Here is a 19838-nt window from a genome sequence, read left to right on the forward strand (position 1 = left end):
AGACCCTAGTTTGAGTGCAGCGACCGACCTGGAACCCGAATGACCCCCCGCGACGACGCGCCTGCGCCGCTTGATCCCATCCCGGAGCCGCATACCGGCCTGATGGGCCGCTTCCGTAATTATTTCCTCACCGGCCTCGTCGTGACGGGGCCAATTGCCATCACGCTGTATCTGGTCTGGTGGTTCGTCACCTGGGTTGACGGCGTGGTGCGGCCGTTCGTGCCGTTGGCCTATCGGCCCGAAACCTATTTGCCGTATGTCATTCCAGGTTGGGGACTGATTGTCGCATTCTTCACGCTGACGCTGGTCGGCTTCCTCGCCGCCAATCTGATCGGCCGGACGCTGGTCGATATCGGCGAGACCTTCCTCGGCCGCATTCCGGCGGTGCGCGCCATCTATCGCGGCCTGAAGCAGGTGTTCGAGACGCTGTTCTCGGGCAAAGGCTCGAGCTTCCGGAAGGTCGGCCTGGTCGAGTTTCCGTCGCCGGGCATGTGGTCGATCGTGCTGATCTCACAGTCGCCGAATGAGGAGGTCGCGCGCAGCCTGCCGGGGCAGGAGGAGCACGTCTCCGTGTTCCTGCCGTGCTCGCCGAACCCGACCACGGGCTTCTTCTTCTACGTGCCCAAGAGCAAGATCGTCGAGGTCGACATGAGCACCGAGGATGCCGCGACCCTGATCATGTCGGCCGGCGTGGTGCAGCCGGGCTCGGCGCCCGACCCGAAGAAGGCCGCGGCGCTTGCGGGCATGGCGAACGCCGCGCGCATCGCCAATGCTTCGGCGCTCCAGCCCCAGCCTGCGAAGGTGGAGTAGGGCCATTCCCGTTTCGGATGGCCGCATTCACGCAAGCACTTTCGTCCTCTGCTAGTCTTCCGGTTGAATCGAGCGCCTCGCTCGGAATTCGACCTGGAGTGCATGATGACGAAGACCATTGCCATCCTCGCGCCCGGCGCCATGGGCAGCGCCGTGGCCCGCCGCATCGGCGAAAACGGTGCGCGCGTGCTGACGTCGTTGAAGGGGCGTAGCGAGGCGACGCAAAAGCGCGCCGCGGATGCCGGCATGATCGGCGCCGAAGACGACGCGATCGCGGAGGCCGACATCATCCTTTCGATCGTGCCGCCGGGCGAAGCCGTGGCTTTGGCCGAACGCCTGGCGGCGCTGATCGTCCGGCGCGAGAAGAAGCCCATCGTCGTCGACTGCAACGCGGTCAATGTCGATACCGTGCAGCGGATCGAGGAGATCATCGGCTCGGCACAGGCGCCGTTCGTCGATGGCGGCATCATCGGCTTCCCGCCGCAGCCCGGCGGCAAGAGCCCGGCCCTCTACCTGTCCGGCGAATACGCTGGGGATCTCGCGGTGCTGAAGGATCTCGGGCTCGACGTGCGGATTGTCGAGGGCCCCGTCGGCGCGGCCTCCGCGCTGAAGATGTCCTATGCCGGCATCGTCAAGGGCCTCGCCGGCATCGGCTCGGCCATGGTGGTCGCGGCCACGAAAGCGGGCGCGGCTGACGCGCTGCGCGACGAGCTCGCGCTGAGCCAGCCCGCGGTCCTGGCCCGGCTCGAAGTCGCGCTGCCGGACATGATCCCGAAGGCCTATCGCTGGGTCGCGGAGATGCGGGAGATCTCGGGTTTCCTCGGGCCCGACCATCCGGCGAGCCAGATCTACGAAGGCTTTGCGCGCTGGTTCGAGCACCTCGCCGCAGACGCGAATGGCGAAGCGGCGGATGCGGCACTGCTGAAGGCGTTCGCAGCGCGTGTCGCCCAGAAGAAGGCCTGACCGTCCAGTCCGAAGTCACGGCAATGGATCACTCGCCGTGCACTGAAACCGACTCCAGAAAGCCCTGGATGTCCCGGTCGCGTCTCAGGCGCACGACCGGGACATCGGGGCCATGTTGACGGCGCTCGGCCTCGATGACAGGCACGCGCTCGGTGTCGTAGCGCCACGCCTCCTTCATCAGTTTCCAGTCGAACTGTTCCGGACATCCCTCGGGCAGATCGGGGCGCGTCGTGTCGCGATCGAACGCGGAGCGCCAGAGAATGCGCCACTGGCAGAGCCAGCGCGGGCGGTCGATGACGACCAGGGTGTCGGCACGCGCAAGCGTGAGATCGAAGGCGAGCCCCGAGAAGCTGCCGTCGATGACCCATGCGTCGCCCGCGATCGCCTCCGCGACGCGTACACGGAAGCTCGCAATGTCGGATGGCTTCCACCCCGGACGCCAATAGAGCACGTCGAGATGCACCACGGGCAGTCCAAGCTTCCGCCCGAGATTTCGGGAGAGGCTCGTCTTTCCGCTTCCCTGGGAGCCAACGACGATGATCCGGCGCATGAGCGCAAGGTTCCATAAAGTCGGTCGTGAGGAAAGAGCACGCCTTCCGGGCGCGCTTTATTACCTCGCATGTAATTGAGCCAATTCGCAGCCCGTCTACTTTGCTGATCGTCCACCCGCGGGGAGCCTTCAGGCCTCCTGTCGAGCGCGCGTGTCAGCGCATGAGGAGAGAGAGATGCAAGTCGCGTTCACGAAGAAGGCGCCGCCACAATGGCTGCTCGATATGTGGAAGGAGATCGACGACAAGACCTTCGGGCAAGGTTTCGACTGTTTTGCGGAGGATGCCGTCTGCAATCTCGGCGTCGCCGATTGGAAGGGGCGGGAAGCGATCAGCGCCAATCTGAAGGCCTTCATCGACACCGGTTTCACCGCGCTGCATCACGTCACCGAATATTGGGATGCCGGCTCCCTGAAGGTGTTTCGCGGTGTCGTCGACATGACACCCGATGATCCCTCGATGACGACGGTGCATCCGACGATGACGCACTTTTTCTACATGGACGAGACCGACGACACCAAGGTGCGGCACTGGGTCGGCGCCGTGGGGCCGGTCACCTTCGGTTGATCGCCTGGAATAAGCCTGCCATCGGCGGCGGCGCCTCGGGTAAACCGGCGCCGCCGCCGATGCGCGTCGACGATATCGACCGGAAGGATCGATCGCATGAAAGCCGTGGCCAGCGACGTCAAGACAGCCGTCAGATCCGCGGGTGGTCTGCTGCGTCAATGGCGGGACATTCGCGGCAAGACGCAGCTCGATCTGTCCTTCGACGCGGGCGTCTCGCAGAAGCACATCAGCTTCGTCGAGAGTGGCCGCAGCATCCCAAGCCGGCAGATGCTGCTCGATCTCGCGCAGGCCCTCGACGTCCCCTTGCGCGAACGAAACGAGCTGCTACTGGCCGCGGGCTATGCGCCGTCATATTCCGATCCCGCGCTCGATGCGCCCGCCATGACGAGCATCAACCGGGCCCTGCGGCGCATGCTGCGTCAGCATGAACCGTTTCCGGCCATCGTCATGGACCGGTACTGGAACGTGCTGATGACCAATGACGCCGCGCCGCAGCTCTTCAACTGCTTCATCGACATGTCTGCGCGACCGGCTCCCCGCAATCTATTGCACCTGATGTTCGATCCGGCCGGCATGCGTCCCTTCATCGCGAACTGGCCGCAGACCGCCCGCGGCCTGCTGGCCCGTGTCCATCGTGAGGCGGTCGGGCATGTCATCGATGTCAGGACCAAGGCGCTGCTGGAAGAGCTGTCGCGATACCCGGGCGTGAAGCCGGAATGGCGCGCACCCTCGGCCTCCGATGCGGTGCCGATGATCCCGCTCAGCTTCGTCAAGGACGGTGTGACGCTCGACTATTTCTCCCTGATCACGACGGTCGGAACTCCACAGACGGTGACGGCGGAAGAGTTACGGCTCGAGTGCATGTTTCCGGCCAACGAGGCGACCGAAGCGGAGCACGGCAGGTTCTTGCGCGCGCATGCCGGGTGAGGGGGCGTCGCCGCGAGTCGGCCCGATCGACGGCTGCTGCGCTCTGCCTACACCGTCATTGCGAGCGCAGCGAAGCAATCCAGAATCTTCCCGCGGAGACAGCCTGGATTGCTTCGCTGCGCTCGCAATGACGAGGAGGAGACGGCGCGGGATCCATCTGTTACTGTCTTGCGGAGGCAGATGGATGCAATCGGAGTTCGAATGAGAGTGCTGGTGATCGGCGCGGGCGCGCTTGGCGGTTATTACGGAGCCTGCCTGGTCCGAGCGGGTGGCGACGTGACATTTCTGGTGCGCGAGAAGCGGGCCGAGCAATTGCGGCAGAATGGATTGCAGGTCGTGAGCCCGCACGGCGACTTTGCCGTACAGCCGAAGATCCTTCTGGCAAATGATCTGAAGGACACGTTTGACGTCGTGCTGGTCGGAGTGAAGGCTTACTCGCTCGACGATGCGATGGCCCAGTTTGCCCCTGCTGTCGGCGCCAACACGATGATTCTGCCGATACTCAACGGATTGAAACATATTGACGCTCTGACCGCGCGGTTCGGCGCCGCGCGCGTCCTCGGCGGATTGGCGAACGTCAGTGCCGGGCTCGACGCGGATGGTCGTGTTGTTCAGTTCATGGCCAATCAGACGATCGTCTTCGGCGAGACCAAGGGGGCGCTGAGCGAGCGTGCGCTCGCGCTGCAGGCACTGCTCCAGGTCCCCGGCATCGACGTGCGCGCCAGCGAAGCGATCATGCAGGACATGTGGGAGAAATTCATCCAGCTCAGCACACTCGCCGGCATCACCTGCCTGATGCGCGCGAGTATCGGCGACATCCTGGCGGTGCCGAACGGCGAGCGGTCTATTTTTCGGCTGTTCGCGGAATGCTGTGCCGTCGCAAAGGCGTCGGGTTTTGAGCCGCGTGCGCCGTTCATCGCGTTCGACCGGAAACTGTTCACCACCCTGGACTCGCCGCTCAAGGCTTCGATGCTGCGCGATATCGAGCGTGGTTCGGTCACCGAAGCGGAGCATATCCTGGGCGATATGGCCAATCGCGCCCGCACGCTCGGTATCGATACGCCGCTCTTGGATCTGGCCCGCGCGCATGTGGCGGCTTACGAAGTCGGGCGCCGAAGAGCAGCAGGCTAACCTGCCCCGATCAGCGGGATCGCTTCGTCCCGCTCATAGAGATACAGCAGGCACCGCAGCGCCTCGCCGCGCTCGCCCTTCAGCTTCGGATCGTCCTTCAGGATCCGCAGCGCCTCGTCTCTGGCCTGGGTGATGAGCTGGCCGTGCACCTCCGACCGCGCGATGCGGTAGCCGGGCAAGCCGCTCTGGCGGACGCCCAGCACGTCGCCTTCGCCGCGCAGCTTCAAATCCTCCTCGGCGATGCGGAAGCCGTCGGTGGTCTCGCGGATGACCTTCAGCCGTGCCTTGGACATTTCGCCGAGCGGCTCCGAGTAGAGAAGGAGGCAGGTCGAGGCTTCCGAGCCGCGCCCGATGCGGCCGCGCAGCTGGTGCAGCTGGGCCAAGCCAAACCGTTCGGCGTTCTCGATCACCATGATGGTCGCGGCCGGCACGTCGACGCCGACCTCGACAACGGTGGTCGCAACCAGAAGGCCGATCTCGTGGGCTGCGAACTGGCCCATCACGCGGTCCTTCTCGGTGCCCTTCATCTGGCCGTGGACGAGGCCGACGCGGTCGCCGAAGCGCTTTTGCAGGCTCTCGAAGCGCTTGGTCGCATTGGTCAGGTGCTCGGTGCCTTCGGCCTCGGATTCCTCGACCAGCGGGCAGATCCAGTAGACCAGCTTGCCCGCCTGCAACGCGCGGCCGATGCTATCGGTGACCTCGTCGAGGCGGCTCATCGAGATGGTGCGGGTCTCGATCGGCTGGCGGCCGGCGGGCTTTTCGCGGAGCTCGCTGATGTCCATGTCGCCGAAATAGGTCAGCACCAGCGTGCGCGGGATCGGCGTCGCGCTCAGCACCAGCACGTCGACGGCGGCGCCCTTCGAGGTCAGCGCGAGGCGTTCGCGCACGCCGAAACGATGCTGCTCGTCGACGACGGCCAGGGCGAGATCGTTGAAGATCACGTCGTCCTGGATCAGCGCGTGGGTGCCGACGAGGAGATTGATCTCGCCGGCTTCGAGTTGCGCCAACAGCTCGCGCCGCTCCTTGCCCTTCTCGCGGCCGGTGAGGATGGCCACGCGCAGCCCTGCGCGCTCCGCGAGCGGGGCGATGGTCTTGATGTGCTGCCGCGCCAAGATTTCCGTCGGCGCCATCAGCGCGGCTTGCTTGCCGACTTCGGCGACGGCGGCGGCCGCCAGCAGCGCCACGACGGTCTTGCCCGAGCCGACATCGCCCTGAAGCAGGCGCAGCATGCGCACGGGCTGTTTCAGATCCTCGGCGATGGCGGCCGCGGCGTTGCGCTGGGACGGGGTCAGGGCATAGGGCAGGGCGTCGATGATCTTGTTGCGCAAGTGGCCGTCGCCGGCATTGCGGACGCCGGCGGGACGGCGCAATTGCGCGCGGATCAGGGCCAGCGCGAGCTGGCCGGCCAACAGCTCGTCGAAGGCGAGGCGCGACCAGTAGGGCTTTTCGGGTAGGATGTCGGTGAGCTCGACCGGTTGATGCACGCGGCTGAGCGCCTCGGTGACCGTCGGAAAACTGCAGCGGCGCATCACCTCCGGGCTGATCCATTCCGGCAAAGCGGGCAGCTTCTGCAGCGCTTGGGCGACCGCGCGTCGCAGCGAGCCGAGCGCCAGACCCGTGGTCAGCGGATAGACCGGGTCGATGCCGGAGAGTTTTGCGATCGCCTCCTCGTCGAGCACGCGGTCGGGATGCACGATCTGCGGGATGCCGTCATACATCTGGAGCGTGCCCGAGACGTAGCGCTTCTCGCCAACAGGCAGCAGTTTTTCGACGTAGCCGGGCTTGGCGCGGAAGAAGGTCAGCACGACGTCGCCGGTGTCGTCGCTTGCGTAGACGAGATAGGGCGCGCGAGCGTTGCGCGGCGGAGGCGGGCGATGGCGATCGATGGTGACCTCCAGCGTCACCATGGTTCCCTGGACCGCGTCGCGGATCTTTGGCCGCGCGCGGCGGTCGATGACCTGGCTCGGCAAATGCAGCAGCAGGTCAACCAGGCGCGGCGTCTCATTGCGGCTGAGCAGGTACTGCAGCAGCTTGTCCTGCTTCGGGCCGACGCCGGGCAGGCTGGTCACGGGAGCAAACAGCGGATTGAGCAGGCTGGGGCGCATGGATGCGAATCTAGGATCGTTTTGGCCCCTCATGCCGGGCTTTGTGCCGGGCATCCACGGCTTTTTTCGTGGCGCTCGCGCGGGCAGCGGGCCATGCCAAATCGAGGGCTGACAGGGGCGGTCCGAGTGGCTATATCACCCCGGCCCGGCACGTCCGGGCTTTCTGCGTTTGACTGGATCTGAGACATGACGGGAACGACACGATCGAGCAACGGGCTGGACGATCGCCGCAAGCGGCTTCTGTTCCGCTGCTGGCACCGCGGCACGCGCGAGATGGACCTGATCCTGGGCCGCTTCGCGGATGCCGAGATCGGCAATCTGACCGACGCGGAGCTGTCCGAGCTCGAGACCCTGCTCGACGAGTCCGATCCCGATCTCTATGCCGCCATCACCGGTGACAAGGTGCTGCCAGCCGATGTCGCCGGCGCGCTGTTTGCCCGCATCAAGGCGTTCCCGATTACGGACGGCGATTTATGAAACAGGGGATGAAGTCGCCGGCCGAGCTGCTTACGCCCGGCCGCGCGCTGACGCTCGCCAATGTTGCCGAGGGCGCCGAGGGCCTCGTCATCTCCGATCTCGCCCGCGCCATCGCCGCGCGGCCGAAGAAGCCGGCCGTCAGCCTCGCCGTGGTCTGCCGCGACGGTGGGCGGATGCAGCAGCTCGAGCGCGCGCTGCAATTCTTCGCGCCCGACTTGCCGGTGCTGACCTTTCCGGCCTGGGACTGCCAGCCCTATGACCGCGTCTCGCCGCATGGCGGCATCCTCGCGCAGCGCCTGACCACGCTCGCGCGGCTTGCGCCGCTGACCGGCAGCGACAAGCCGCTGATCGTGCTCACCACGGTGAACGCCATCGTGCAGCGCGTCCCTGCGCGCGAACTCGTTGCCGCGCAGGCGCTGTCGGTTGCGCCGGGCAACGTGGTGCCGATGGACAGCATCGTCGCCTGGCTCGAGCACAACGGCTACAACCGCTCCTCGACCGTGCGCGAGCCCGGCGAATATGCCGTGCGCGGCGGCATCCTGGACCTGTTTCCGGCCGGCCTCGACCAGCCGGTCCGCTTCGACTTCTTCGGCGACAGCCTGGAATCGATCCGCTCCTTCGACGCCGAGACCCAGCGGACGATGCTCGACATGCGCTCGCTCGACCTCGTGCCGATCTCGGAATTCCAGCTCGTCACCGACACCATCCGCCGCTTCCGCATGGGCTATGTCGCCGAGTTCGGCGCGCCCGAGCGCGACGACGCGCTGTACGAGGCCGTCAGCGAGGGCCGCCGCCATCCCGGCATGGAGCACTGGTTGCCGCTGTTCCAGGACCGGATGGACACGCTGTTCGACTATCTGCAAGGCGCAGCCATCGCCATCGAGCCGCAGGCCGAGGACGCCGTCCGCGAGCGTTTCAAGCAGATCCAGGATTACTACGAAGCCCGCCGCGATGCGATGGAGCATCCCGGCGGCGGCGCCATCTACAAGCCGCTGCCGCCTGACAGGCTCTATCTCACCGACGAGGAATGGACCAGGCGCGAAAGCGAGATGTCGCTGGTGCGGCTGACGCAGTTTTCGGTTCCGGCCGATGGTGCGACGATCGTCGATGCCGGCGCGCGCAAGGGCCGGGACTTCGCACCCGAACGCAATGACGCCACCGTCAACGTGTTCGAGTCCGTCGTCAGCCACGTGATGGCGCTGCATGCGAGCCGCAAGAAGGTCGTGATCGCGCTGTGGAGCGAGGGATCGCGCGACCGCATGACCTCGATGCTGCGCGACCACAAGCTGACCCATACCACCAGCGTCAACAGCTGGCGGACGGTGCAGGCGACCCCGCGCAACGAGACCATGCTCGCCGTGCTCGGCCTGGAAAGCGGTTTCGAGACCGACGAGATCGCGCTGATCAGCGAGCAGGACATCCTTGGCGACCGCCTGGTCCGACCCCGCAAGGCGAGCCGCAAGCTCGACAATTTCATCTCGGAGGTGACGAGCCTTGCCGCGGGCGACATCGTCGTCCACGTCGATCACGGCATCGGCCGCTTCATCGGCCTCCAGACTCTCGACGTCGCCGGCGCGCCCCACGATTGCCTCGAGCTGCACTATGCGGCCGAGACAAAACTGTTCCTTCCCGTCGAGAACATCGAGCTGTTGTCGCGCTACGGCTCCGACCAGACCACGGTCGAGCTGGATCGTCTGGGCGGAAGCGGCTGGCAGACCCGCAAGGCAAAGCTCAAGAACCGCATCCGCGAGATCGCGGGCGAGCTGATCAAGATCGCCGCGGCGCGCCATCTGCACGAGGCGCCAAAGCTGCCGGTGCAGCCGGGCCTCTATGATGAGTTCTGCGCACGCTTCCCCTATGACGAGACCGAGGACCAGCTCGGCGCCATCGAATCGACCTTGAAGGACCTCGAGCTCGGCCGTCCGATGGACCGGCTGATCTGCGGCGACGTCGGCTTCGGCAAGACCGAGGTGGCCTTGCGCGCGGCCTTTGCCGTGGCGCTCGAAGGCAAGCAGGTCGCGGTCGTGGTGCCGACCACGCTGTTGGCGCGCCAGCACGCAAGAACCTTCACCGAGCGCTTCAAGGGCTTTCCGGTGAATGTGGCGCAGGCCTCGCGCCTGATCCCGACCAAGGAGTTGAACCTGGTCAAGAAGGGGATCGCCGACGGCTCGGTCGACATCGTCGTCGGCACCCACGCGCTGCTCGGCAAGGCGATCAAGTTCCGCGATCTCGGCCTCGTCATCGTCGACGAGGAGCAGCATTTTGGCGTCACCCACAAGGAACGGCTGAAGGCGCTTCGCTCCGAGGTGCACGTGCTGACGCTGTCGGCGACGCCGATCCCGCGCACGCTTCAACTGGCGTTGACCGGCGTCCGCGAGCTCTCGATCATCGCATCGCCCCCGGTCGACCGTCTCGCGGTGCGCACCTTCGTCGCTCCGCACGATCCGCTGATGATCCGGGAGGCGCTGCTGCGCGAGCGCTATCGCGGCGGCCAGGCGTTCTACGTGGTGCCGCGCATCGACGACCTCGCCGAGGTCAAGGACTTCCTCGACAAGAGCGTGCCGGAGATGAAGGTCGCGGTCGCGCACGGCCAGATGCCGCCCGCGGTGATCGAGGACATCATGACCGCCTTCTACGACGGCAAGTTCGACATCCTGCTATCGACCACCATCGTGGAATCCGGCCTCGACATTCCCAATGCCAACACCCTGATCGTGCACCGTGCCGACATGTTCGGCCTGGCGCAACTCTATCAGCTCCGCGGCCGCGTCGGCCGTTCCAAGCTGCGGGCCTATGCGCTGTTCACGCTGCCGGCGCAGCAGAAGATCACCGCGCAGGCCGAGCGCCGGCTCACCGTGCTGCAGTCGCTGGAGACGCTGGGCGCGGGCTTCCAGCTCGCCTCGCACGACCTCGACATCCGCGGCGCCGGCAACCTGCTCGGCGAGGAGCAGTCCGGCCACATCAAGGAAGTCGGCTTCGAGCTCTACCAGTCGATGCTGGAGGAGGCGATCGTCAATCTCAAGGCCGGCGTGTCCGAGCCCGCCGCCGATCGCTGGTCGCCCTCGATCACCATCGGCATGCCCGTGCTCATTCCGGAAGACTATGTCGGCGACCTCTCGGTGCGGCTGTCGCTGTACCGGCGGCTCGCCGATCTCGACACCGAGGAGGAGATCGAGAACTTTGGCGCGGAGATGCGCGACCGTTTCGGCGTGCTGCCGGACGAGGTGCGCTATCTGTTCAAGGTCGCCGCGATCAAGGCGTTCTGCCGCACGGCCAATGTCGGGAAGATCGACGCCGGCCCGAAGGGTGCCGTCATCGCCTTCCGCGATAATTCGTTCGCCCATCCCGACCGCCTGGTGTCGTTCATCCGCAGCTACGGCCAAGCCGCCAAGGTGCGGCCGGACATGAAGGTGGTGTTCCTGCAGGACTGGGAGACGCCGGAAGAGCGTCTCGCCGGCACCACCGAGATCATGCGGCAGCTGGCACAGCTCGCGCAGAGCAAGAAAGCGGCGTAATTGTTGCGAGCGCCACTGGAGCGGTACTTGAATACAAAACAGCGGCATATGGCCACTTGCGGAATGATCGAACGACAGCCATGTTCGATTCGTCGAGTTCGGCCGACGATTTGGCCTCGCGGCTGATAGCGTGCCTGACTGATGACCTGATTCGTGTGACCCGCGACTGGTTTACCGGCCGCGGGTTTTTTGTACCGCAAAGCGGGGCTGCCCCGCCCATTGAAACTTCTGAGGTCGCGAGCGTGTCTATCAATATCGATTCAGGCCAGGAACACGGTGACGAACACGACGACGTCATGTATCCGCAGGTCCTGCCGTTCATATTGGTCCACGCGGGCTGCGTCGCGGCGATCTGGTCGGGCGTCTCGTGGCAAGCCGTAGCCATTTGCGCGGTTCTGTACTGGTTGCGCATGTTTGCGATCACCGCCGGGTATCACCGGTATTTCTCGCATCGGGCTTACGCGACCAGCCGGGTGTTTCAGTTCATCCTGGCCTTCCTGGCCCAGAGCAGCGCTCAGAAAAGCGTCCTCTGGTGGGCTGCCAAGCATCGTCATCATCATCTTCACTCGGATACGGCGCAGGACGTGCATTCGCCCCGGCACAAGGGCTTCCTCTACAGTCATCTCGGCTGGATCTTCTACCGGCAGCACGATGCAACCGACCTGGTGAAAGTATCGGATCTGGCGTCGTATCCCGAGTTGATGTGGCTGCACAAACTGGAGCTTCTGCCGGCATTCGTGCTCGCCGGCCTCTGCTTCCTCATTGCGGGGTGGTCAGGGCTCGTGGTCGGCTTCCTCTGGAGCACCGTGCTGGTTTATCACGCCACGTTCTGCATCAACTCCCTCGCACATGTTCACGGCCACAGGCGGTATGTGACCGGCGACGATTCCCGCAACAACTGGCTGCTCGCTCTCGTCACGATGGGTGAGGGGTGGCACAACAATCACCACGCCTATCAGGCCAGTGCGCGACAGGGCTTCCACTGGTACGAGATCGATCTCACCTATTATATCCTGGTGGCCTTGTCCTGGCTCGGGATTGTCCGGGATCTCAAGATGCCGCCCAAGCAGGTCCTGCGCAATGAGCATCGGTTGGGATCACGCGTGGTCAAGCAGGCGGCCGAGCAGCTCGCCGCTCGCTTCAATCCTGAGCACATCGCGTCGGCGATCAGGACGTCGATCCATGAGACCGAATTGTCGGTGCGGGATGCGATCCACCTGTTGCAGCACCGTGCCGATCTGCGGTTGGCCAGCATGCCGACGCGCGACCAGTTGCTGGCCGAAGCTCAGCGCATGTTCGCGAAGACGATGTCGCTGGACGACATCGTCGACCGGGCTCACGAGCTCCTGAACGAAACTGTCGGCTTTCTCCTGGCCACTCCTGCTCCCGCTCTGGCGACCAGTGCTCAATCAGGGACGAAGGGGTAGCGGCTAACGCGCGCTATCGTAGGGTGGGGAAAGCGGAGCGTGCCCACGAGTTTCGTCGTTGTTGAAAATGGTGGGCACGGCGCTGCGCGCCTTTGCCCACCCCACGGCAGCGAGGCTGTGGTTACGACGCCGCCCGTGATGCGTCCGCCGACAGCCGCGCCAGCAGCGACCTTGCCGTATCCGACGGCGACAGTGAATCGACACTGACGACGGGATCGCTGCGCATCTCGTGCTTGCCATTGGAGGTGTGCCGCATCACCGCCGACAGGCGGCGCGCGATCATGTGGGCGGTGCGGAAGTCGGTCTCCGCGAACACGACGATGACGGAGCCGTCTTTCTGTGCCACGCCAAAATCCATCTGGCGCATCAGGCGGCTCAGGATCCGCGCGGCGTCGAGCTGGGCGCGGGAATTGCCGGGCTCGAAGGCGAAGCGCGCCACGGAGAGGCCGCCGCCGCGGGCAAGAGCCTGCTCGACCGCCTTAGCGAAATCGCGGGCAAAAGCTTCCACCGTGAGCAGACCGCTGCGCGGATCGAGCCAGCCGCCGGCATCGATCGAGCGCAGCGTGCGGCTCAGCTGCGCTTCCATCGCGTGCTGGCGGATCAGCGGCAGCGCGTTGGCGGCGACCTTCGCCGGCTCGCCCGGGATCAGCTCGAGATTGGGCAGGTCGTAAGTCTGCGCGAGCTGGTGCGCGGTGACGACCACGGGCAAGCTGCGGAATCGGGTGTCTTCGGCGAGCACCGTGAGGAAGGCGTCGGTGACGCGCGCGGTAAAACCTTCGGCGAGCACGACGCCATCGATATCGCGAGTGTTGAGATGCTTGGCCGCGGCCTCGATCGAGAGCGCGCCGACGACCCCGACGCGTTCGCCGAGTGCGACGGAGAGCGCAGGATAGGCTGCGCCGCGGCCGATCAGGAGCACCGTTGCATCGCGTACCGGATCCCCCTCCGGCAACCCGACTTTCGCGTCCGGCAGCCGGCGCAGAACCGTTGCGTGGAGAGTACGTACGCGCAGCGCGGCGCGGAGCCGCGCGACGAGGCGGTCGGAATTGCCGCCGCGCGAGGAGAAGGGCAGGGCGTTCTGCGGCAGCGTGCCCGCAGCGTCGAGCGCCACGAACGGCAGGTAGGGCGATTGGTCCGCGATCGTCCTGGCGAGCGTCGCCAGGTGGGGCTCGTGCCCGCCATGCATCGCGGCGAGAACCGCGGCCGGCTGCACCTGCTCGACCGCGCGCGCCGCGCTGGCCCAGTCGGCGTCGACGACGGGAAACAGACGGGCCTCGTCCAGGGCCGCAATGAAAGGCGGCCGCTGGGCGTTGGACACAAACAGAATCGGGCCCGCCTGGGACATCGCAAACTCTGATCACGCAACAGATGCTGCGCAATCTAGTCCGGCTGCCTTAATGCAGCGTCAATGGAAGGGCCGAAACTGCGCTTAAACCGGCCCGGAGCGGTCGCGAAAAGCCTCGACCATCAGGGGGTTAAGCCCGAGCTCATTGAGCGCTTCGCGGGCGCGGGCATTGTCTTGCGCCCGTCCTGCGAGCCGGTGACCCGAGAGCCGGTCGGGCAGCGCAGTGAGCAGCGCGCCCTGGCCGAGCCGGCGCGCCCATTCCTGGAGGTCGTTGGACAGGAAGCGATAGCCGCCGACGGCCATGATGCCGGAGGGCGGCGCGGTGATGCAGATCGCGCCGCTCGGACGGTCGAGCCGCGCGGCATAGCCGGTGTCGACATAATCGCGCGGCGGCTGCGCAGTCAGCGTGTCGCCGACCGGCTGCGGCGGGGCGTAGGCTGCGATCGGCACCATCGCTCCGCGCAGGCCGAGCGTGCCCCTGGGCGTCAGCAGGATTTCGCCGGCGATGGAGGAACCGGACTGCTCGCGCGGGGCGCCGTGCGGCCCGGGCATCACCGCAACAGGCATGCCGTCCTCGCCGCGGCGGGCGCCGAACAGCCCGGCCTCGCCGAACAGATAGACGTCGGTCAGCGGTGCGTGCGGCGCGATCCAGGCATCGCTCGCCGCCACCTGCTCGGGCGCGCGCCAGAGGCCGATGACATTGCGCAAGCTCGGCATCCGCGCCGCGAGGTCGGCATCGCCGAGCCGCAGCGCGAGCTGCGCGGGGGCGATCAGCACCTCGCATTCGTGCGCGTTGATCTGCTGTTCCAGCACGTCGCTCTCGAAGGGATGATGCAGCGCCAGCGTGCCGCCGCAGAGCAGCCACACCGCGAGCGAGGAGGCGAGGCCCGCGAACGACATCGGCGTGAACGCCGCCATCACGGTCGCGCCCTGCTTGATGTCGGCCTCCAGCGACATCGCGAGCCCGCCGGCGATCAGGCTGAAATGCGGCCGCGGCACCGGGCGAAAGCCTTCCGCGGTGACGTCAAAGGAGATCATCGCCGCCTTGCGGCCGTCCTGGATCACGGCGCGCGTGGTGCCGGGCGGGCGGGCCAGCACGTCGTCGAGCGAGGCCATGCCCTCGGGCAGGTCGGCGCCGAAACCGCAGACGTAACGGATCGAGAAGGCCTCCGCGGCGGCGTGCATCGCGAGGTCGGAATAGCTGACGCCGTCGACCTTGCTCATGGTGACGATGGCGCGCGCCGCGGTGCGGTTCAGCGCGGCGGTCAGTTCCGCATGGCGCCAGAGCAGCGGCAGCACGGCGACGACGAGCCCGGCGCGATGCGCGGCGAGCACCGTCAGCACGAACTCGACCGTAGCCGGCAGCTGGATCGCGATGACGGAATTGGCCGGCAGGCCCGATTCGACGAAATGCGCCGACAGGGCCTCGATGGCGGTGTCGGCCTCGGCGTAGGTCATCCGCCGCGGCTGGTGGCCGGTCACGCGGCCCTTGTTGAGGGGATCGAGCAGGGCGGGCGCGTGCGGCTGCCGCATCAGCGTGCGCTGAAACAGCGTGTCGAGCGTCGGCGATACGGCTGGCTGATTCACGGCGTCACTTCGCTTGCGGCTGCCCCTTCGACCACCAGGTCTCCGGCAGGTAGCCGGACAGCGAGGTGGCCTTTGGCCGTTCTATCCGATTCCAGCGCGCGATCCATTGCTCGGATACGTTAAACAGCGGGATTGTATAGAAACCGGAGATCAAGGCGCGGTCGAGCGCCCGCACCGCCGAGACGAAGGCCGTGTGATCACGGGCCTCAAGGAGAGCGTCGATCATGGCATCGACGGCGGGATTTTTGGCGCCCATGTAGTTGCGGGTGCCCGGATTGTCGGCGGCCGCACTCCCCCAATAGAAATACTGCTCGTTGCCGGGCGACAGCGACTGGTCCCAGCGGTTCTGGATCATGTCGAACTCGTAGCCGAGCCTGCGCTGGTCGAACTGCACGGGATCGACCGCGCGAACGCTCGGCTCGATGCCGGCGCGCTTGAGGTCGCGCTGGAACGCGAGCGCGATGCGCTCCTGGTCGCGGGTCGTCACCAGCATCTCGAAGGTGAAGGGGGCTTTTGTCGCGTGGTTACGCAGCACAGTGCCGTCGAGATCGTAGCCGGCGTCCGACAGGAGCTTGAGTGCTGCGCGCAGCGTCGTCCGGTCGCGTCCCGAGCCGTCGGTGACGGGCAGGCGGTAGCTGCCGTCCATGACGTCGGGCGGAATCCGTGTGGTGAAGGGTTTCAGCAGCTCGCGTTCGCGCGCGTCCGCAGGCCGGCCATAGGCCGACAGGTCGGAGCCTGCGAAATAGCCGGCAACCCGCGAATAGAGTCCGAAGAAGTAGTTGCGGTTGACCAGCTCGAAATCGAACAGCAGCGTCAGTGCCTGGCGTACGCGGATGTCGGCAAAGATCGGACGGCGCGTGTTGAACACCAGGAATTCGGAAGGCTGCGGCACGCCGGGCCTGATGGTGTCGCGGATCACTTCGCCGCTTTTGGCGGCTGGAAAGTCGTAACCGTCGTGCCAGCGCAGCGGCTCGTGCTCGACGCGGAAATCATAGAGGCCGCGCTTGAAGGCTTCGAACTGGCCGTTGGCCTCGCGAAAATAGTCGAGCCTGATCTCGTCGAAATTGTAGAGCCCGCGATTGATGGGCAGGTCGCGGCCCCAATAGTCGGGATTGCGGGTCAAGGTCACGCTGGCGCCGGGCTTCACCGCCGTGATCCGGTACGGGCCCGAGCCGATCGGGCCGGTCAGCGTCGTCTCCTCGAAGGTCGCGACATCCACGGCATGCTTCGGCAGGATCGGCATCAGGCCGAGGATCAGCGGCAATTCCCGGTCGTTGGCGCCAGCGAGGTCGAAGCGGACGGTGAGAGGGGCGGGCGCCTCGGCCTTGGCGACCTTGGCGTAATATTGCCGATGGTTGGGGCGGCCGTGATCGCGCAGCAGTTGCCAGGAGAACAGCACATCCTCCGCCAGGACCGGCTTGCCGTCGGAGAAGCGGGCGCGGGGATCGAGGCGGAACGTGACGAAGCTCCGCGCGTCGTCGGTCTCGACCGATCTGGCGAGCAGGCCGTAGAGCGTGAACGGCTCGTCGTTGCCGCGCGCGAGCAGGCTCTCGACCACGTAGTTCCGCACCGGCTGCACGGCCAGTCCCTTGACGATGAAGGGATTGAGGCTGTCGAAGGTGCCGAGAATGCCCCAGGTCAGCCGGCCGCCCTTGGGGGCATCAGGGTTGGCGTAGGGCATGTGGGTGAAATCGGCCGGCATCGCCGGCTTGCCGTGCATCGCGATGGCATGGGCTTCCTCAGCCCGTGCGCCGCTTGCTGGGAGCGCGGAGGCGACGACGATGGCGAGAAGACAGAGGCGGATGCCAAGGCTCTCAAGAAGGCCCTCGAGAAGGCGCTGGAACATGGACATCGGCACACGCTGATTCGAGGACCTGCGGGCCTGAATCCTATCACAAGGAATTTCACGGATCGCAGGCCTGGGAGCGGTTCAAGGCGAGGCCAAAGACGCTTGTCGGCATTGATCTTTTCGTCGGCCACGTTAAGAAGGCACGCAATCGCGCAAGAGCGTCGAGCCCGTCACTTATCCGCCTCAATTGACGGGGAGAGAGCCGCGCCCAACGCGGCTAGGTTCGTCGCTTCGGAGCGGTTCGGGCACTTCCCGTTCAGAAAGGGTTTTCCGCAATGAATTTCCGTTACTTGGCCGCGTCCGTCCGGCCGCGCGGGCGACTTCTCGCCTTGTTGACGGCGACGGCATTGGCCGTTCCGTTTGCCGCCGAGGCCCAGACCCCGGCGCCGGCCCCCGGTGCCCCCGCCGCGCCCAAGGCGGCGCCGAAAGCTGCTCCGAAGGCTGCCCCCAAGGCTCCGGCACCGGCTGCCCAGGCACCCGCCCAGCCGGCTCCCGCGCCGGGCGCTCCGGCGCAGCAGGGCGCCGCCCAGCCGGCCGATCAGCAGATCCAGCTGATCTACGCCCCCTGGACCAAGTTCTGCCTCAAGGGCCAGGACGCCAACGCCAAGCAGGTCTGCTTCACCGGCAAGGACGGCCGTATCGAGTCGGGCCAGCCGGTCATCGCGGCCGTGATCATCGAGCCGGAAGGCGAACCCAAGAAGATCCTGCGCGTGACGCTGCCGCTCGGCATGCAACTCGTGCACGGCACCCGCATCATCGTGGACAACAATCCGCCGTTGCAGAGTCCCTACGTGATCTGCTTCCAGAATGGCTGCATGTCCGACTACGAGGCCACGCCCGAGCTCATCGGCAACATGAAGAAGGGCCAGAACCTCGTTGTCCAGGCGATCAATGCGAACGGCGCGCCCTTGACGCTGCCGCTGCCGCTCGCCGGCGAATTCCAGAAGGCCTATGACGGTCCGCCGACCGACCCGAAGGTGTTCGAGGAAACCCAGAAGAAGCTTCAGGAAGAGCTTCAGAAGAAGGCCGACGAGCAGCGCAAGAAGCTCGAGCAGAACGGTGGCGCGCCCGGCGCGGCTCCGACCGGTCAGAAGTAAGCGGGCTCAAATCCCGGACATGAAAAAGGCGCTCGGTTCGAGCGCCTTTTTGCTGGCCGCTTGATGGCGGCAAAACTCAGTTCAAGTTGGCTCAGTTCAGCGACGGATTGCGCGGGCGGTAGCCGCCGGTTTTGTCCTTGATGAAGATCTCGGCAACCTGGGAATGGCGGATCGGCTCGCCGGAATCATCCGGCACAAGGTTCTGCTCGGAGACGTAGGCGACGTATTCCGACTCCGCGTTCTCCGCGAGCAGATGGTAGAACGGCTGGTCCTTGTGAGGCCGCACCTCTTCGGGAATCGACAGCCACCACTCCTCGGTGTTGTTGAATTCCGGATCGATGTCGAAAATCACCCCCCGGAACGAGAAGATCCGGTGGCGAACGACCTGTCCGATCTGAAATTTGGCGGTCCTCGCTTTAATCATTCCCCGTCGATAGACCAGGATTGTGGCCGATGCTAGTGCCCTGACCTGGAATTAACCTTCGACTAAGGGGTGGATAGCCCCCAAATCTTCAGAAAACACTTTATCAATGATCGATATCCTCAATCTGGCGCTACCTTATTTCGGCTTGATCTTTGTCGGATACGCGTGTGGCAAGGCCAAGTCGCTGCCGGAATCAGGCCTCGCCTGGATGAACTTCTTCCTGCTCTACGTGTCGCTTCCGGCGTTGCTGTTCGCGATCATGTCGAAAACGCCGTTTGCGGAATTGAACAACCCGCCGTTCCTGGTCGCGACCACGCTGTCCACGGTTGCGGCATTCACCCTGGCGCTGGTGGTTGGCAAGGTTTTGGGACGGCTGACGCTGCGCGAGGCGACGCTTGCGGGCCTCTCCGGCGGCTATGGCAATATCGGCTACATGGGGCCGGGGCTGGCGCTCGCCGTGCTTGGGCCGAAGGCCTCGGCGCCGACCGCGCTGATCTTCTGCTGCGACAGCATCTTTCTGTTCACGATCGTGCCGCTGCTGATTGAGCTCTCCGACCGCGACCATCCCTCCCTGGTCCATGCCTTCGGCGTGGTGCTGAAGCAGATCGTGCTCAACCCGCTGATCATGTCGGCCTGCTTTGGCGCGGCCGTGGCGGCGCTTCATATCGAGCTGCCGGTCGCACTCGACCGCACCATCACGTTCCTTCAGAACGCAGCCGCACCGACCGCGCTGTTCGTGCTCGGCGTGACCGTGGCGCTCCGCCCGTTCGACCGGGTGCCGTGGGAGGTGCCGGGCGTGATCGCGGTGAAGCTCTTGATCCACCCGCTCGCCGCGTTCGGCCTGATGCTGGCGTTCGGACCGTTCGCGCAGCCCTGGGCCGCCACCGCCGTGCTGATGGCCTCGCTGCCGCCGGCGCTCAATGTGTTTGTGATTGCCCGGCAGAACGACGCCTGGATCGAATCCGCATCCGTCGCGGTGCTGCTCGGGACCTTCGCATCCGTCGTCACGCTGACCAGCGTGATGTGGGCGATCCGGACCGGCCGGCTGGCGTTTCCGTAAGCGAGC

Annotated in this window: 16 protein-coding genes; 10 read left to right on the top strand and 6 right to left on the bottom strand. The window is 65.7% G+C overall.

The features are described from left to right. Positions 1-39: 39 nt before the first annotated feature. The gene (locus tag BJ6T_RS24455; RefSeq protein WP_014495163.1) at positions 40-810 is read left to right on the top strand and encodes a DUF502 domain-containing protein; all 771 of its coding nucleotides are present in this window, start codon (positions 40-42) and stop codon (positions 808-810) included. A gap of 105 nt (positions 811-915) precedes the next feature. After that, positions 916-1773, top strand: coding sequence for an NAD(P)-dependent oxidoreductase (locus BJ6T_RS24460; protein WP_014495164.1), 858 nt, complete (start codon positions 916-918; stop codon positions 1771-1773). A gap of 28 nt (positions 1774-1801) precedes the next feature. Here BJ6T_RS24460 and BJ6T_RS24465 read toward each other — a convergent pair whose 3' ends face one another. Continuing rightward, entirely contained in the window at positions 1802-2323 is a 522-nt protein-coding gene (locus BJ6T_RS24465) for a P-loop NTPase family protein (protein ID WP_014495165.1), read from the bottom strand. Between the two features lie 175 nt (positions 2324-2498). Here BJ6T_RS24465 and BJ6T_RS24470 point away from each other — a divergent pair, with 175 nt between their 5' ends. The 3 genes from BJ6T_RS24470 to panE all read left to right on the top strand — a co-directional run bounded on the left by BJ6T_RS24470 (position 2499) and on the right by panE (position 4946). Next, entirely contained in the window at positions 2499-2888 is a 390-nt protein-coding gene (locus tag BJ6T_RS24470; RefSeq protein WP_014495166.1) for a hypothetical protein, read from the top strand. Between the two features lie 96 nt (positions 2889-2984). Further along, positions 2985-3815: a helix-turn-helix domain-containing protein gene (locus BJ6T_RS24475; protein ID WP_014495167.1), complete on the top strand. Its 831-nt coding sequence runs from the start codon at positions 2985-2987 to the stop codon at positions 3813-3815. A gap of 201 nt (positions 3816-4016) precedes the next feature. Beyond that, entirely contained in the window at positions 4017-4946 is a 930-nt protein-coding gene (panE, locus tag BJ6T_RS24480) for a 2-dehydropantoate 2-reductase (protein WP_014495168.1), read from the top strand. On the opposite strand, the gene recG is transcribed toward panE, so the two are convergent. Beyond that, positions 4943-7051, bottom strand: coding sequence for an ATP-dependent DNA helicase RecG (gene recG, locus BJ6T_RS24485; RefSeq protein ID WP_014495169.1), 2109 nt, complete (start codon positions 7049-7051; stop codon positions 4943-4945). The genes panE and recG overlap by 4 nt on opposite strands. A 186-nt stretch (positions 7052-7237) precedes the next feature. Between recG and BJ6T_RS24490 the strand changes: the two genes are divergently transcribed. The 3 genes from BJ6T_RS24490 (at position 7238) to BJ6T_RS24500 (ending at position 12470) form a co-directional block, all read left to right on the top strand. Beyond that, positions 7238-7528, top strand: a complete 291-nt coding sequence (locus tag BJ6T_RS24490) for an FAD assembly factor SdhE (protein ID WP_014495170.1) — start codon at positions 7238-7240, stop codon at positions 7526-7528. After that, entirely contained in the window at positions 7525-11043 is a 3519-nt protein-coding gene (gene mfd, locus BJ6T_RS24495) for a transcription-repair coupling factor (protein WP_014495171.1), read from the top strand. Before BJ6T_RS24490 ends, mfd begins: the two co-directional genes overlap by 4 nt. A 296-nt stretch (positions 11044-11339) precedes the next feature. Beyond that, on the top strand, positions 11340-12470 hold the full coding sequence (locus tag BJ6T_RS24500) for an acyl-CoA desaturase (protein WP_014495172.1): 1131 nt from the start codon (positions 11340-11342) through the stop codon (positions 12468-12470). Between the two features lie 121 nt (positions 12471-12591). Here BJ6T_RS24500 and BJ6T_RS24505 read toward each other — a convergent pair whose 3' ends face one another. The 3 genes from BJ6T_RS24505 to BJ6T_RS24515 all read right to left on the bottom strand — a co-directional run bounded on the left by BJ6T_RS24505 (position 12592) and on the right by BJ6T_RS24515 (position 17254). Beyond that, positions 12592-13815, bottom strand: a complete 1224-nt coding sequence (locus BJ6T_RS24505; RefSeq protein WP_014495173.1) for a hypothetical protein — start codon at positions 13813-13815, stop codon at positions 12592-12594. Between the two features lie 84 nt (positions 13816-13899). After that, on the bottom strand, positions 13900-15402 hold the full coding sequence (locus BJ6T_RS24510; protein ID WP_014495174.1) for a class I adenylate-forming enzyme family protein: 1503 nt from the start codon (positions 15400-15402) through the stop codon (positions 13900-13902). Positions 15403-15406: 4 nt separating this feature from the next. Then, the gene (locus BJ6T_RS24515; protein WP_014495175.1) at positions 15407-17254 is read right to left on the bottom strand and encodes an extracellular solute-binding protein; all 1848 of its coding nucleotides are present in this window, start codon (positions 17252-17254) and stop codon (positions 15407-15409) included. Between the two features lie 272 nt (positions 17255-17526). Here BJ6T_RS24515 and BJ6T_RS24520 point away from each other — a divergent pair, with 272 nt between their 5' ends. Beyond that, entirely contained in the window at positions 17527-18348 is an 822-nt protein-coding gene (locus tag BJ6T_RS24520; protein ID WP_014495176.1) for an invasion associated locus B family protein, read from the top strand. A 91-nt stretch (positions 18349-18439) separates the two neighbouring features. On the opposite strand, the gene hspQ is transcribed toward BJ6T_RS24520, so the two are convergent. Then, positions 18440-18772, bottom strand: a complete 333-nt coding sequence (hspQ, locus tag BJ6T_RS24525; protein WP_014495177.1) for a heat shock protein HspQ — start codon at positions 18770-18772, stop codon at positions 18440-18442. A 106-nt stretch (positions 18773-18878) separates the two neighbouring features. Here hspQ and BJ6T_RS24530 point away from each other — a divergent pair, with 106 nt between their 5' ends. Beyond that, positions 18879-19832 carry an AEC family transporter gene (locus BJ6T_RS24530; RefSeq protein ID WP_014495178.1) on the top strand — a complete coding sequence of 318 codons (954 nt, stop codon included), beginning with the start codon at positions 18879-18881 and terminating at the stop codon, positions 19830-19832. Positions 19833-19838: the final 6 nt, after the last annotated feature.

The organism is Bradyrhizobium japonicum USDA 6 (assembly GCF_000284375.1).
Lineage (GTDB): Bacteria > Pseudomonadota > Alphaproteobacteria > Rhizobiales > Xanthobacteraceae > Bradyrhizobium > Bradyrhizobium japonicum.